Genomic DNA, 15308 nt, shown 5'->3' with positions numbered 1-15308 from the left:
GGTAATTCCTAATTAAATCATTATGTTAAGTGTTGCTGTTATACCTGTTTAATGTAATATTGAATTTGTTTGAAATTCCCTTGGTTATATTTATGTTTAAACCGCCTGAGTGGCGGTTTTTTTTTACCATTTATCCGATATCCAAAGCCCACTCTTTTTCATCGCAAAACCAAAAAGTATGCCAACAAGTAATGATTGAATGGTAATTAACCATGCGCCTTGTGTTGCAAAAATAGTGCATGTCCCCACAAAGGTACCGGGTATATAAGCTAGCCACTGTTTTTTGGCTTGAATACACATAAAAAAAGCAACTAAGCCTGTAATAAAATAACCCACATAACTGGGTAGATGTTGAATATAATGGCCACTATTGAGGATCACTAACCCCCAAATAACGCCACTACTAACCGTTAAAGCAGTAATACCAAGCCCTTTAACGCCATCTTTTGGATAAGCAAAATAAGCTGTACAGCCAAGAAAACCAGCCCAGCTAATTAACCCTAAAGAGTCTGCGACCCAAGCCCAAATACCAGAGAGAATGGCGGTGGTTAACGAAAGACAAAATAGTAATTTCACAATATGCACTTTAAGTTATGTAGAGTATATCTCTAGGTTGTATGGCTCTAAGTTGATTCGATTCAGCTTTGTGTTCTTTTTAATAGCCTGATGCTGTTAATGGGTATAGCACCAAGTTAACTTATTAATAATAAGGTAATTATTGCTTGAATGAGGAGGATGCCCCCTTGTAAAGGCGAGCATTGTATAGAGATAAATAAAGCGTTGCAATTTGTATCCGCGATTATTTACGCTTAGATCAATTGCAATCGATTACATCGCACAATGGTGTAAAATATCAGCTTAGCTTAAAGGGGATAGTGTCGCGATAAATGAACCAATATTGATAGAGTGTAAACAGGACGATGTATAGAATGACACTTTTTGCCAATTTTTGATGCAGTTTGTTAAATAACATGGTATTTTTCTGTCAAATTTCACTATACTTTGTTTTTTCAGGGAATTTTAACTCAATTTGTTCACTTTCTTTATCATTAATAGGGTGTTGAATAAATTGCGTTCAATCTAGATGTCATTTTTTGCATATTGTTAGTAAATAAAAAAGCCGATAATGTTTTTTATACTTATTCTTTTAAAAATAGCTAAATAACTTAATGTGTCAGCCTATTTAACTCTTAATATCTATTTTTACTATATTTATTAAGTGGTTGTGGCCGCCATTGTGGTGATATAGCAACTTTAGCTGAGCAATAGATTTAATTATTGAGAATAAAGACTGAATTAATAGGATTTAAACCATGGCAGTAAGAGAAATTATTGAAATCCCTGATGAGAGACTGCGTATTAAATGCAGCCCTGTGACGGATTTCGCCGCAGTTCAAACCTTAATTGACGATTTAATCGATACCATGTACAGCACTGATAATGGAATTGGCCTTGCTGCAACCCAAATTGCTGAAACCAAGTCGATTATGGTGATAGATATTTCAGAAAACCGCGACCAACCAATGGTGTTTGTGAACCCTGAAATTGTGGAAAGTGAAGGGGAAACTAGCTACCAAGAAGGGTGTTTGTCAGTCCCTGAAATTTATGCGGATGTAGCGCGTTTTCTGCGTGTTAAAGTTAAAGCATTCGATAGGCATGGCAAAGCGTTTGAAGTCGATACTGATGAGTTCTTGGCGATTGTGATGCAGCATGAAATTGACCACTTACATGGCAAAGTGTTCCTCGACCACCTATCACCACTAAAACGTAATATGCTATTAAAAAAGCTGAAAAAACAACAGCGTTTAAAACAGCAACAATAGTCGTTTTTGGTATTTATATCCGAAAATGGCGTGTCAGGTCTAATGGCCTGACACACGGACTGGTTTTTATTCCATGGGGCGAATGACAATCGGGGTATCTGGCTCATCAAATTGGCCGTAGCTATTATTGAGTACCCGTTTTTGGTCTAATTGTTTCATTTCTTTGCTTAAGAAATTTAAATGCTGCTGTAAATATTCTTTAGTAATACGTTCATTTTCAATAATTTTATGCAATAACTGAATAAATTCTTCAGTGATTGGTTGTTGTTGTTCGAACGCTTGGGTCAACTGGGTGAGGTTTTCCACCGCAAGGACATATTCTGTCTCGCGGGAGACTAATGTCTCCCATTCCCCGGATTGCGCTAAGGCAACTAACTCTTCACTCAATACTAAGACATTACGGTATATTTCATGTAAATCGATAGGATTTTTATTGTCCACCTGATTATCTTTCATCCACATTTGCACCGATTTGCTGCCATGCAGAAGCGATATCGGAGAGTAATTGGTAAACTTCTTGGACATAAGCCACGTTGTTTTCGAGGTTGGCGCGAAGTAACTGCATTGTCATATACTCATACAAGCTTGCTAAGTTTTCAGCAAGCTCGCCGCCAGCCTCATAATTTAACGACTGCTTTAACCCTGTGTCAATGATGTCGATAGCTTTTGAGATTTCTTTACCTTTTTCTGCCACCTTACCCTGCTGCATAAAAATCTCCCCGCGTTTTAGGGCACTAAGCGCCCCTTTAAACAGAATCTGGATCAATTGGTATGGGGTCGCATTGGTAATTTCACTTTCCAAATCAACCTGCTGATAGGTTTGCTGTGCGTGTCTTTGATACATGTTTTTAACCTAAAAGTATTAGCCTAATAATCGGCCTAATGAATTACTGGTGCTGTTAAGTGACGTCATCATTTTGTCGAGGTTTTGGAATTGACGACGGTACATGTCCATGGTGTTTTCGATTTGTTTATTAGTCTGCTCAATACGTTTGTCTAAGCTTTTCTTTTTCTTTTGAATACCATCGGTAGCGTTGTGTAACGTGCCTTCTTTGCTGTCTAAAGTATCTTTTAAGTAGTTAAAGTTTTCTGTCCCAAAACCAGTTTCTTTACCGTCTCCAGCAAAAAATACTTTGACGCTCGATGGGTTTTCTTTGAGGACTTTATCCAGCACTTTATTATCGATTTCTAAGGTACCATCCAGCTTTTGCTTAATGCCCATTTTGCTTAGAGTATCGATGTCTCCACTGGCTTGTGGCATGCGAACTTGGGTGCGTAAGGTGCTTTGGATCATGCGTAAAGTGGAATCACCAATTAATGGTCCGTTGCTTTTATCCGGTGCTGTGCCTTTTTCTGTAGGGGTATATTTGGTGAGTTCTTTCGCTAAAGTTTGGAATTCATTATAGGCATCCACCCACGCTTTAATTTTACCTTTGGCGGGTTCGATATCTTCCGAAACAATCAGATGGTCGGCTTTACCGTCTTCGCTTTCTTTTTTCAGCGTTAAGGTTAAACCAGGAAATAAATCTTTGGCTTCATTGGTTTGTGACTCTAATTTGAAACCATCAATTTCCAGTAATGCGGTTTGTGGTGGAACTTTTTGCTCCATACCAATGGTATCGGCATTTTTTAAGGTGACAACCCCATTCTCATCTATCACAGACTCAACATTCAGGATGTCAGCTAGTTTGTCATCGCCTTCCACATTGATGCTAATACGGTTTTCACTGCCTTCTTTTTTAGAGGTCACGACAAGGTGGTAGATATTGTCTTTGTCTTTAATAACCGATGCCGAAACGCCTTTATCGGTTTTATTGATGGCGTCTGCAATTTCAATCAGTGAAGTGTGTTTGTTATCCAGTTTGATAACGATTTTATCTTTATCTTCTTTTTGTGATGGTTGGGTGATGGTAATAGTACGTTCTTTAGCACCGTTACCGAGTAATTCTTTATTATCTTTTTGACCTTTAGTGGCGATAGTTTGTGCTTTTGCTAAACGTTCTACGGTAACATCATGTACACCTGCTACCGCTTTACCGTCAGTTTTCACATCAAAGGCTTTATATTCGCCATTGACTTTGGTGGTACTGATATCGCCGTATTTCTTTAAGTCTTCCGCAGCTTTCTTTAGTTTTTCTAAGGACGATTGCATTTTGCCAAAGGCACTGATTTGTGCGTCATAGCTGGCTTTTTGTGTCGTCAGTGGTTCCAAACGACGGCGTTCCATCGCTTCGAGTTGATCCATTTGCACATTTAAATCTAAGTTTGACCCGATACCGAGTGTAGATATTCCTGCCATGTTTTCTCCTACGCTATGTCGGCGACATAAATCTTGAATATAAAAACTATTTAGACTGTTATCGGCGAAATGGAGCAAAATTTTAGACTATTCTGAAAAAGAGTGATGGCAAGAACTGAGAAGATAAAAGTAGGTAATTATTACTATTGGAATTAAATAATAAGAAAATTAATAAAAAAAATTTGTTTGCTAAAAAATTAAGGGCTAAAAAGCGGGTTATAAAGCCATTTCTGCTCGTGAGAAGAAAAATTTTCACTAAAAAGCCTAAAGGGGACTTTTTTGTAGCCGATAACCTAGTTGCTGACGAAATTCATCAAGTTAAGCATTTTGGCTTAACGCATTAATTTGAATAATAAGGATCACATCATGGCACAAGTTATCAACACTAACATTCTGTCTCTGACCACTCAGAACAACTTAAACCGTTCACAAGGTGTATTAGGTTCTGCAATTGAGCGTTTATCTTCTGGTTCACGTATCAATAGCGCAAAAGACGATGCAGCAGGCCAAGCAATTGCTAACCGTTTTACTGCTAACGTCAAAGGTTTAACCCAAGCTTCTCGTAACGCTAATGACGCAATATCTATTGCACAAACGGCTGAAGGTGCGGTTAATGAAATTAATGAAAACATTCAACGTATTCGTGAACTGACAGTTCAAGCAAAAAATGATACTAACTCAAGCTCTGATCGCACTTCAATTCAAGACGAAGTTCAAGCGCGTTTAGATGAGATCAAACGTATTTCTGACCAAACTCAATTCAATGGCATCAATGTTCTTTCTCAAGAAACGACCATGAATTTTCAAGTTGGTGCTAATGATAGTGATGTTATTGATTTTAAAATGGAAAAAATTAATGTTGAATCTTTGAATTTAACTAATTTTGATTTGAAAGGTCCAATTGAAGTTAAAGCAGCAGTAGAAGCTGACTTAAAAAAGCAGTTCACCCTTCCTAAAACTCAAGTAAGTGAAACTGAATTTACAGGGATTGATGTTGCCGACGTTGTAACTGATGCTAAAACTGGTAAGTTATATACCAAAGATGGCGATGACTACTTTGAAGTCAAAGCAGAAGCTAAACTCGATGATGCTACTGGAGACAAAACTGAAGTTACTTTGACTAAAGGAGATGCAGTTTCTACTGGAACTGTAATTGGTGATGCTGATGAAGTTGCGAAATATCAAGAGTCAAAACTAAAGCAGTTAGATGATGCTTTGACTCAAGTAGATTCATACCGCTCTAAACTGGGTGCGTTCCAAAACCGTATGCAGTCTACCATCAACAACCTGAACAACTCTGTTAACAACTTAAGCGCAGCACGTAGCCGTATTCAAGATGCTGACTTCGCAACAGAAGTTTCTAACATGAGCCGTGGTCAGATTCTGCAACAAGCAGGTACTGCAGTGTTAGCACAAGCTAACCAAGTTCCACAAGGTGTTCTGAGCCTGTTACGTTAATTTAGACTTGTATTTTTGATTAAAGGCCAGCGATGCTGGCCTTTTCTTTGCCCGTCATATTTTGCACTACAAGGGTATTGCTTTCATTCGCTCACCCTCATCACGTACCTATGTACGCTCACCGGGATATCTTCACTACAACTTAAATTATTTAAGGGATTCAATTTGTTTTTTTAAAGCTAAAAGGAAAATACAATCAAACCCTAAAGATAACCTCCTTTAAATCAAAAATTGCTTCTCAACAAAACCACCACTCTCACTTGTATTGCCAGTAAAATTCCCTAAAAATTGTGTTAAAACAATAATTAACATTGTAATCATTCAAATTTGACCTATTTAGGATAAGGCAAATAAAGCCCTATTTATTGCCTTACTCTACGGATTGAATTCAAATCCAACACTGATAATGAGTACCTTTTATAAAGCTTGAAGGGTGATTCAGGTTGTGAGTGATTTGTATACTGCCGAAGGTGTGATCAATAAAAATAGCCTATGGGAGCGTTATTACCCTCTAATACGCCATGAAGCCCTGAAACTGCAAGTCAGATTACCTGCCAGTGTTGATATTGACGACTTAATTCAAGCGGGGGGCATTGGTTTATTGCATGCATTGGAACGTTTCGATGTTACCCAAGGGGCGTCGTTTGCCACCTATGCGGTGCAACGTATTCGAGGTTCGATGCTCGATGAGCTGCGTAGCCGTGATTGGGTGCCGCGCAGTGTGCGCCGCCAAGCGCGTGAAATGACCAAAGCTATTGGTGCGTTGGAGCAATCGTTAGGGCGCAGTGCTACCGAGCCGGAAATCGCCAAAGCACTGAATATCGACCTTGCGGAGTATCGTCAAGCATTATTAGATACGAATAATAGCCAGTTGTTTTCTTATGATGAGTGGCATGAGGTTCACGGGGAAAGCTGTGAGCCGCAAATGGATGAAGATGATGGCGGCAACCCATTGAGTTTGTTATTGGATTCCAGTTTACGCGACCAAATTGCAGCGGCTATTGAGCAATTGCCTGAGCGTGAGAAAATGGTGCTAACGCTGTATTACCAAGAAGAACTGAATTTGAAAGAGATTGGTGCGGTGTTGGATGTGGGGGAGTCTAGGGTGAGTCAACTTCATAGTCAGGCTATTAAACGTCTCCGGGGACGCCTTAAGTGATGCCCCTCGATGCTCGTCATACTTCGCATTGTGGGGGTGTCGACTGTGCTCGGCTACTCGGGTCACATACTTGTGTATGCTCCCCGAGATATCCTCACTGGTCTTCTACCCACAACACGAATTATTTAGAGCATCCGCATAGGGTGAATTTTTAATAAAACCTAAATTGAAACTGTTTTTTTAGATATTCCCTGAGTTTTCGATACTTGTGTATGCTCCCCGAGATATCCTCACTGGTCTTCTAGCCACAACACGAATTATTTAGAGCATCCGCATAGGGTGAATTTTTAATAAACCCTAAATTGAAACTGTTTTTTAGATATTCCCTGAGTTTTCGATACTTGTGTATGCTCCCCGAAATATCCTCACTGGTCTTCTACCCACAACACGAATTATTTAGAGCATCCGCATAGGGTGAATTTTTAATAAAACCTAAATTGAAACTGTTTTTTTAGATATTCCCTGAGTTTTCGATACTTGTGTATGCTCCCCGAGATATCCTCACTGGTCTTCTACCCACAACACGAATTATTTAGAGCATCTGCATAAGGGGATATTTTTAATACCCTCTAAATAGAAACTGATTTTTTGAGTGCTTTGTATCACAGAATGAATTATTTAACGTATTAGTTCAAAAGGTACTTTTAAAAAGCATTTAAATTAAATCTATTTTCTACAATATTCGTGGCTTGCCGCTTGATATCTGCGTTATCCGGTAGCTAAACGCGAATAATGCCATTCTCTTTTTTGATATATTCGATGCACACTTTTAAAAGTGACTCACAATAAAAAGCCATCAAATCCAGCTCCTCATCTAACCATTGGTTTAATTGTGCTTCAGTCACGGTATACACATCATTATCGTAAATTGCGGGTTTAGTGTAGTCCTCATCAAAATAACAGCCTATTTTCTCATCATATAATATCGTTCCCATTAACGTATGATGTACTTCAAGGGCACTTTCGAGGGTATTGATGGCGTCAATTTCTTCATTGGTCATGACAGAAGCATCAAGCAGGTAATCCCAAATATTTTGGGGGCAATGGGCTCGTGTTTGAGTCAAATAAAAGCGCGCTAAGGCAGTTTCTTCAACGGGTTCAGGGTAGGGGATAATAAAAGAAGAATACGTAAATGTGAATTTTTGAGTCAGTAGTCCTTCAAGGGCGGTGACCATATTCTCTTCATGTTCGTAATCGGAATATAAAGCGTAGGATAAAACGCGCAGGTCAAAATAACATTTCATTTTATCCATGACTGTGTGGCATTTCGATATGGCATAAACAGCATGTTTTACCGCTTTTTCATAATCATCAATGCCTTCATATTCTCTAAAGGTTTTAAAAGGAATAACTTGGCTTTTATTTGCTGCTTTAACGGCGCGTATTCTTAAAAGGATAATACTAAAGATAAGGAGTAAGACAGCTAAAAAATAATACATATTGCATCCTGACTAAAAGGTGTACGCGCTATCGCAAACTCACTACGCCACACAGGCGGCTAGGTGACATAAGTGAAATATTATACGCTATTTACTGATCTCGACGCAAAAGAAAGGCTATGTAAATAGTCTATTTATCATTCCCCATCTATTAATTTAGCCAAAAAATTCTCTGCCGTGGTGTGCCACGCTCTTGGGGATTGAGTAAACCCCAGTCTTAGGTACTCGGTGAGGTTACTGTCGGTCGAAAAAAATAAAAGGTTGCATTCAGAAGGCAGTTCTTCAGCGGCAAGGCGCATTAAATGACGGTCGATACCGTGCTTTTGATAATTGGTATCTATGGCAAGCTCACAGATATAGCAGCAAGAACTAAAATCGGTGACCGCTCTTACAAAACCCACAACTTGCTCTTCATCCCATGCACTAATTAATAAGTCCGCATTATTTAGCATTGCATCTAATTTGGTTAGGTTATCGGTAGGTACGGTTTCTTTAAATGATGACTGATGGATTAAGCGAATAAAATCCTCAATGTTAATGGCAAAATTCATTTTATAGGTCAATCGGTTGGCGATGGCATCCATAAATTCCCCTTGCAAGACGTGAGCTCTCTTATAGGTTTAGCTCTAAATAGCGAAAATTTCCTGTTTTTGTGGGATGTTATCGATTTGCATCTTCATTATTTGCCAATATATTTAATATTTATCATTGTTCTACTATTCCAATTGCCATATAAATGTCTTAAGTTAAATTCAAGGTAAGTCGTTATGTTTAGCCCATTTAAGCAGTAAAGCTAAACACCATATGAATTCTATTCAACAGATAAGTGAACGAGATATGACTATGGAACTAAAGGATTATTACAGCATCATGGGTGTAAAACGCACCGATGATTTAAAAACCATTAAGACCGCGTATCGCCGTTTAGCGCGAAAATATCACCCCGACGTCAGTAAAGAATCGGATGCCGAAGCCCGCTTTAAGGAGATAGCAGAAGCGTGGGCGGTATTAAGTGACAAAGAAAAACGCGCCGAATACGATGAAATGTGGGAACATCGAAATGACCCTTATTTTAATCAAAGGCACCAAGGTCAACAAAGCCAAGGCTATTCCCAACAAGGGTTTGATGCGGGGGGCTTTGATGATATTTTTTCATCGATGTTTTCCCAACGCGCACGCGGCGGCAGTACAAGGCAAGCACGCAGCCATCGTGGCCATGACTTAGAGGTTGAATTAGCCGTTTTCCTTGAAGAAAGCCAAGAGTCACATAAACGCACTATCAGTTATAACTTACCGGTCTACAACGCTTTTGGTTTTATCGAAAATGAAATCCCTAAAACACTCAATGTGACCATCCCTGCGGGGGTAATTGATGGGCAACGCATTCGCTTAAAAGGACAAGGGACCGCGGGAGAAAATGGCGGTGAAAACGGTGACTTATGGATAACCATCCGTATTGCGCCACACCCCTTATTCGATATTAAAGGCTATGACCTAGAAGTGGTTGTGCCATTAGCCCCTTGGGAGGCGGCGCTCGGAACTAAAGTTACTATACCAACCTTAAAGGACCCGATTGTTATTACGGTTCCCGCCAATAGCCAAGCGGGGCAAAAATTACGACTTAAAGGTAAAGGGCTGAAACATAAAGATAGTGCAGGGGATTTATACGCCATTATAAAAATTGTAATGCCCGATAGTAATGATGCGGAATCGAAAGCATTGTGGCAGAAGTTGGCGGAGGCTCAAACGCATTTTGACCCACGTAAAAATTGGGGAGGTAAATAATGGAACAGTTAACTACATTAACCGTTATTGATTTCTGCTTTCATACGGGGATTGCTGAAGATGAATTACAGGAAATCGTCGGGCTTGGGATTGTACAACCTATTGAAATTAGAGATGAATGGTTATTTGACGACCAAGCCGTGGTGGTCGTGAGAAGGGCGGTACGCCTTTATCATGAATTAGAGATTGACTGGCCGGGCATCGCAATGGCAATGAGCCTGATGGACCAAAATGAAAGGCTACGGCGCGAAAATGAGATGTTGCGTTTACAGTTGCAGCGTTTTATTGGTTAGCTTAGTTAGTGTTGTCAATGAGTTAGTCACTAACCACCATAAGCCTTGTTCAGTGAAATTAGGCTTGTGGTGGTTATTTATGTGAGTATTTTAGCTCTTGATTAAACGCTGTTTATTGATTCATCATGATAATGGGCCGCCCCATTTTATGGGGTGCTAATATTTTGTTTATCTAACAAGTCTTGAACTCGGGTATGCCATGCAAGAGTAAAGGGGTTAAACCCTTGTTTGAGATAATAGTCTTGAGTCTCTTCAGTAGAAAGAAAAATAATACTGCATTTTGTTGGAAGCTCAGTTGCTATCATTTGAATTAACTGTGTCCCAATCCCGTTATTTTGGTAGTCATTGTGGATTATCATTTCAGATATATAACAGCAGAAACTAAAATCAGTTATGGCTCGAATATAAGCAATAAATCGTTGGTCTAACCAAACGCTAATTAACAAATTGGCATTTTCTATCATGCTTCTAAGTTGTTTTGTATCATCAGTAGGGACAATTGAATTTAGTGGAGATTGCTTAATCAGCGAACGAAAATCATCAACGGAAATTGCCGAATTAACTTTATAAGTCAGGTTATTAGCGATAGTACTCATCTTTATTCCCTATAATAAAATGTATTCTTATAGGTTTAGCTTTAAATAGCTAAACTTTCCTGTTTTTATGGGAAATAAATGGGTATTAAATAAAGGTAATGACTTGGTTTAATGGCTTTTATATGTAATAGCCAAAAAAATACCCTTACCATTAGGCAAGGGCAACATAACGACAACGAGATTTTATTTTTTAATTAGAGACTTGCTGCTTCAGCAACTAATTTTGCAAGTTCATCCCAGTTTTCACTGTCAATTAATGCATTTGGTACCATCCACGAACCGCCGCACACTAATACAGACGGTAATGCGGTGTATTCTTTAATATTTTTCATACCGATACCACCTGTTGGCATAAATTTAACAGGGTAAACGGCGCCGAGTGCTTTGAGCATCGCAACCCCACCAGAGGCTTCTGCAGGGAAGAATTTTAAGGTGGTGAGGTTAAACTCAAGGGCTTGCTCTACCAAGCTTGGGTTATTGACGCCCGGAATGATAATCACATTTTTTTGTTGGCAGTAGGCAACAATTTTCGGGTTAAAGCCTGGGCTGACAATAAAGTCCACGCCTGCTTCAATGGCTTGGTCAACTTGCTGTGTGGTTAATACGGTACCTGCTGCGATCAGCAACTCAGGGTAGGCAGCGCGCATGTTTTTGATAGCTTGTACCGCGGCTGGGGTGCGGAAAGTAACTTCTGCGCACGGTAGGCCATTTTCCACCAACACTTTAGCTAGTGGCGCCCCATGTTCTGCGTGGTTAATGGTGATCACAGGGACAACTTTCAGCTGCTTAATTTTTTCAATTAATTGATTCATGATTAAACCTTTTCAATGGGGGCTAAAGTAATGGTTGGCATGGCCTCGGATGGAATAATCGCTCCCCGGTGTTGGATGACGCTTCCAGCCAGTAAATGACCTGTTTTTGCCGCATCGCAAGGGCTGCCACCTAAAATGCGGCAAGCTAGGTAGCCGGCACTAAAGGAATCCCCTGCGGCAGTTGTATCAACAACATGGCTAATTTTATTTGCAGGAATTTCAAAGCGTTGGTTATCAATAACCACAAAACAAGCATCAGCCCCGCGTTTTATCACGATTTCATTAACGCCATATTGTTGAGTGCGAAGAATTGCATCGGTTTCGTGATTATCACCGTATAGCAATTGTTCGTCATCAAAGGTCAAAAAAGCGATATCGGTTAGGCTTAAAATTTGCTGGTAAGCTTGCTGTGCCGCTTGTTTTGAAGGCCAAAGAGCTGGGCGGTAGTTATTATCAAATACAATTTTTGCGCCATGCTGTTTGGCTTGCTGTAAAATTTCTAATAACAATTGGCGTGTGGCGTCAGGTAAAATAGCTAAACTAATGCCACTTAAATAGATGAATTGTTGTGCATTAAGCTGTTGCTGTGTGTGTGCTTTGCTATTTTCATCTAACCAAAATTTTGCTGCTGCGTTATCACGCCAGTAGAAAAAACGGCGTTCACCATTGGGGGCGGTTTCAATTAAATACATACCCGGTAACCGTGTATCAGAAATAAACACATCATCGGTATTGATCCCTTCTTGCTGCCAGCGGGTAAGCATTTGTTGGCTAAATGGGTCTTTCCCTAAACCAGTAATATATCGGGTTGTCACTCCGTGTTTCTGAGTTAAACGTGAGAGGTATAACGCGGTATTTAGCGTGTCCCCACCAAAAGTTTGGCTGTAAAGCTCACCCGATTTTTGTAATTCAACCATGCATTCGCCAATGACGGCAACTTGCGGATGTGTACTCATATTTACCACCTGCGCGATTACGACTTAGTAAACTAATACTGACCTGATAGAGCTATTAAAACTCATTTTATTCATAACTTCAAATAAAAATGAAACGCTGTTTTAAAAATATTGAATCACTGTTCTTGTTTTTCTGTGACCTGCCTATTATGCTATTTAGCCTAGAGTGGTATTGGCTGGTTTCGCTATAATATCGCTATCAATTGAATTGGATGATGGAAAAGCAATGGATAAGACGACTCAAACGGACGCCGTTTCAGCTGTAGTCAAAGTATTTAGCATACTTAGCGCTCTTGGTGAACAAAAGGAAATCGGTGTATCGGAGCTTTCCCAGCGTTTGCTGATGTCAAAAGCGACAACATTTCGTTTCTTACAAACCATGAAACAGCTGGGGTATGTGGAGCAAGAAGGTGAGGCAGATAAATACTCACTGACATTAAAGCTTTTCGAATTAGGGGCGAAATCCCTCGAGTACGTTGACTTGATTGAAATTGCAGATAAAGAAATGCGCCAGATTGGCCGACTCACCAATGAGGCCGTGCATTTAGGCGCATTAGATGAAGACGCTATCATTTATATTCACAAAATAGATTCTAGTTATAATTTACGTATGTATTCACGGGTCGGTCGCCGTAACCCGTTGTATTGTACCGCGATAGGTAAAATTTTATTGGCTTGGCAAAGTGAAGACGCTATTCGCTGTGCATTAAAAGATGAATTATTTACCAAAAAAACCAATACCACGATTTTAACGTTGGATGATTTGCTGGCGGAATTAGCCACCGTTCGCGAATGTCATTATGCGCAGGATAGGGAAGAACAAGAGCTTGGCTTACGTTGTATCGCTGTCCCAGTATATGACCGGTTAGGGCATGTGATTGCAGGGCTATCCATTTCATTTCCAACGATCCGCTTTGATGAACAATGTATTGATGATTATGTTGAATTACTAAAAACGGCGGGGCGTAATATTTCAGAAAAAATGGGTTATCACCAATACCCATAATATTGGTGATAACGGGTTATCTATGAGTTAAGTTTTTGAGTAAATAGTTCTGTATATTGAAAATCATAGGTTTGTTCTGGGTTACCTGAGCTTGTTGCTTCTGGGTAGGGTTTATTACCAGGACGGTCACGGGTTAAGCTCCACATCGACACGAGGTTCAAACCTATTTTTTTTGCGAATTCGCTTAGAATGTCGGCATCATGGAAACTGAACATAGCATGGTCATCATTTAGGCCAATCATCGGGGTAATTTGAACGTAATTATACATTTCCTTATCTTCTACCGATGGGTAGAAAGGTTTTAATTGGTTTTTAATACTGATGGCAGCCTTGATAGCGGCATCGCCCAAGCTAATGATGTTTGGGTCATAATAATCCATTGCCATTCCATTAACTTTCATGACCAAACCTGCTTCTACAGATTTTTTCACTAATGCTAATCCAGTATTTGTTAACCCTGTCGGTAGGGTGGGTAGGGTTAGGCTTAAGGTGATTTTTGGGTTATTGTCGACAATCACTTTTAAAGCAGAAAATGCATTATCAGCATCATAGAGGCCATTTTCGAAGTCTAAATCTATATGCGATGCGTTTAGTTTATCGATAGCTTCTTGATAGGTTTTGATTAGTTCTTCTTGTGTCTGTACCAATGAGACATCTTGATTAGCGGCTCCTCCGAATGACACTGCAATTTTTACCCCGCCAGCAATAAGTTCGTCACACAAGGGTTTAGCCCAGCTTATTGGCATTGTGGGTTGGGCGGACCATGCCGCTTGTCTATTTCGGTCCGCAGTTAAAAAACCAAGGTAAAGTATATCAACCCCATATTGGATTGCAGCTTGGCTGTATTTAGCATTTGGCCTGCCATCAGGGTAGTTTTGCCAATCGTTCCAAGTGGCATCGACACTGACATCGATATAAGGACCAAAATAGGTTTTATTCATTGTATATTCCTAGTCTAATGAGTTAGATAAAGTGAAATTGGTGCCCAATACTAACTAATAGGGCAAGGTCACTTTTATAGAAAATAGGCTTAGGAACAAGACTAAAAATTATTAGTAACCTAATAGGTTACAGTCCTATTATGATCATGATAATAGAGGTAATTCGATACAAATTATTAGGTTAATTTGAATGATGGTAGTTAGTCTTTTTTGCATCTTGGCTTATTTCATATCATCACATCATTGGTCTTTCATGTGAGGGGTAATTATTAAGAACAATTGGTTGTGATTGAGGTGAACTGTATTTATGGTCGTGTATTCAATATAGAGATCATCACAATAGGTAATACTCCCGCTCTATGAATGTGCCGATGATTTTATCATGCATTTCAGGCGACTTCGAATAACCTAACGTCTTACGGTTAAGACGCTTTAAGCGATTTCTTAAATTCAAATTCTCTCTTTCTATTCGTTGGGTATAAAACTTACTTGCTACGTGTTTTTGTTTAGGTAATATCTCATAAGCACTGAACTTATCCGTGCACCAAAAAGCCACATTAAACCGAGACAGTAAAGCCAGTAACTGGCGAAGAGTTCTCTTGTTTCGACGACCAAACGTATGAGCAATAATCCGTTTTAGGCGAGGTTCCCAGGCATACCAAAGCCAGCGTTGTTGTTTCTTATTAGCCACAAAAGACCACTGTTCATCGACTTCACAAAGGAGTTCAATGTGCAAATTAT

General features: G+C 39.6%; 17 protein-coding genes. 6 read left to right on the top strand and 11 right to left on the bottom strand.

Annotated features, from left to right (window positions below):
• Positions 1 to 123: 123 nt before the first annotated feature.
• Entirely contained in the window at positions 124 to 576 is a 453-nt protein-coding gene (locus tag ACIPUA_RS07370) for a DUF1097 domain-containing protein (RefSeq protein ID WP_042844220.1), read from the bottom strand.
• Between the two features lie 737 nt (positions 577 to 1313).
• Between ACIPUA_RS07370 and def the strand changes: the two genes are divergently transcribed.
• On the top strand, positions 1314 to 1823 hold the full coding sequence (def, locus tag ACIPUA_RS07365) for a peptide deformylase (RefSeq protein WP_042844218.1): 510 nt from the start codon (positions 1314 to 1316) through the stop codon (positions 1821 to 1823).
• 66 nt (positions 1824 to 1889) lie between these two features.
• Here def and fliT read toward each other — a convergent pair whose 3' ends face one another.
• From fliT to fliD, 3 genes are read right to left on the bottom strand one after another with little or no spacing between them, the layout of a single operon-like run.
• Positions 1890 to 2279, bottom strand: a complete 390-nt coding sequence (gene fliT / locus ACIPUA_RS07360) for a flagellar protein FliT (protein ID WP_042844217.1) — start codon at positions 2277 to 2279, stop codon at positions 1890 to 1892.
• The gene (gene fliS, locus ACIPUA_RS07355; protein WP_048606814.1) at positions 2269 to 2667 is read right to left on the bottom strand and encodes a flagellar export chaperone FliS; all 399 of its coding nucleotides are present in this window, start codon (positions 2665 to 2667) and stop codon (positions 2269 to 2271) included. The genes fliT and fliS overlap by 11 nt, the downstream gene beginning before the upstream one ends.
• 18 nt (positions 2668 to 2685) lie before the next feature.
• Positions 2686 to 4122, bottom strand: a complete 1437-nt coding sequence (fliD, locus tag ACIPUA_RS07350; RefSeq protein WP_449059519.1) for a flagellar filament capping protein FliD — start codon at positions 4120 to 4122, stop codon at positions 2686 to 2688.
• Positions 4123 to 4488: 366 nt separating this feature from the next.
• Here fliD and ACIPUA_RS07345 point away from each other — a divergent pair, with 366 nt between their 5' ends.
• Both ACIPUA_RS07345 and ACIPUA_RS07340 read left to right on the top strand, forming a co-directional pair.
• Entirely contained in the window at positions 4489 to 5580 is a 1092-nt protein-coding gene (locus tag ACIPUA_RS07345; protein WP_449059518.1) for a FliC/FljB family flagellin, read from the top strand.
• 445 nt (positions 5581 to 6025) lie between these two features.
• Positions 6026 to 6739: an RNA polymerase sigma factor FliA gene (locus ACIPUA_RS07340; RefSeq protein WP_129465792.1), complete on the top strand. Its 714-nt coding sequence runs from the start codon at positions 6026 to 6028 to the stop codon at positions 6737 to 6739.
• A 719-nt stretch (positions 6740 to 7458) separates the two neighbouring features.
• Here ACIPUA_RS07340 and ACIPUA_RS07335 read toward each other — a convergent pair.
• Positions 7459 to 8178 carry a DNA-binding protein gene (locus ACIPUA_RS07335; RefSeq protein WP_187550470.1) on the bottom strand — a complete coding sequence of 240 codons (720 nt, stop codon included), beginning with the start codon at positions 8176 to 8178 and terminating at the stop codon, positions 7459 to 7461.
• Between the two features lie 137 nt (positions 8179 to 8315).
• Positions 8316 to 8762, bottom strand: coding sequence for a GNAT family N-acetyltransferase (locus ACIPUA_RS07330; protein WP_449059517.1), 447 nt, complete (start codon positions 8760 to 8762; stop codon positions 8316 to 8318).
• Positions 8763 to 9021: 259 nt separating this feature from the next.
• Between ACIPUA_RS07330 and cbpA the strand changes: the two genes are divergently transcribed.
• Both cbpA and ACIPUA_RS07320 read left to right on the top strand, forming a co-directional pair.
• Positions 9022 to 9963 (top strand): curved DNA-binding protein, encoded by a 942-nt coding sequence (cbpA, locus tag ACIPUA_RS07325; protein ID WP_071548837.1) that lies wholly within the window; start codon positions 9022 to 9024, stop codon positions 9961 to 9963.
• Positions 9963 to 10256 carry a chaperone modulator CbpM gene (locus tag ACIPUA_RS07320; RefSeq protein WP_042844210.1) on the top strand — a complete coding sequence of 98 codons (294 nt, stop codon included), beginning with the start codon at positions 9963 to 9965 and terminating at the stop codon, positions 10254 to 10256. Before cbpA ends, ACIPUA_RS07320 begins: the two co-directional genes overlap by 1 nt.
• A gap of 146 nt (positions 10257 to 10402) precedes the next feature.
• Here the strand turns inward: ACIPUA_RS07320 and ACIPUA_RS07315 are convergent, their stop codons facing one another.
• The 3 genes from ACIPUA_RS07315 to ACIPUA_RS07305 form a co-directional block, all read right to left on the bottom strand.
• Positions 10403 to 10852 carry a GNAT family N-acetyltransferase gene (locus ACIPUA_RS07315; RefSeq protein WP_181469209.1) on the bottom strand — a complete coding sequence of 150 codons (450 nt, stop codon included), beginning with the start codon at positions 10850 to 10852 and terminating at the stop codon, positions 10403 to 10405.
• Between the two features lie 194 nt (positions 10853 to 11046).
• Positions 11047 to 11664 (bottom strand): bifunctional 4-hydroxy-2-oxoglutarate aldolase/2-dehydro-3-deoxy-phosphogluconate aldolase, encoded by a 618-nt coding sequence (locus ACIPUA_RS07310; protein WP_131679929.1) that lies wholly within the window; start codon positions 11662 to 11664, stop codon positions 11047 to 11049.
• Positions 11665 to 11666: 2 nt separating this feature from the next.
• Positions 11667 to 12620: a 2-dehydro-3-deoxygluconokinase gene (locus tag ACIPUA_RS07305; protein WP_042844206.1), complete on the bottom strand. Its 954-nt coding sequence runs from the start codon at positions 12618 to 12620 to the stop codon at positions 11667 to 11669.
• A 226-nt stretch (positions 12621 to 12846) separates the two neighbouring features.
• Between ACIPUA_RS07305 and kdgR the strand changes: the two genes are divergently transcribed.
• A complete protein-coding gene (gene kdgR / locus ACIPUA_RS07300; protein WP_042844205.1) occupies positions 12847 to 13626 on the top strand; it encodes a DNA-binding transcriptional regulator KdgR in 780 nt (259 codons plus the stop codon).
• 20 nt (positions 13627 to 13646) lie between these two features.
• Here kdgR and ACIPUA_RS07295 read toward each other — a convergent pair whose 3' ends face one another.
• Positions 13647 to 14567: a chitinase gene (locus tag ACIPUA_RS07295; protein ID WP_129465796.1), complete on the bottom strand. Its 921-nt coding sequence runs from the start codon at positions 14565 to 14567 to the stop codon at positions 13647 to 13649.
• 334 nt (positions 14568 to 14901) lie between these two features.
• A partial coding sequence (locus ACIPUA_RS07290; protein WP_449059346.1) for an IS1 family transposase occupies positions 14902 to 15308 on the bottom strand: 407 nt, incomplete at its 5' end.

The organism is Providencia sp. AGC89 (assembly GCF_053543535.1).
This window is presented reverse-complemented; position numbering and strand designations above follow the sequence as displayed.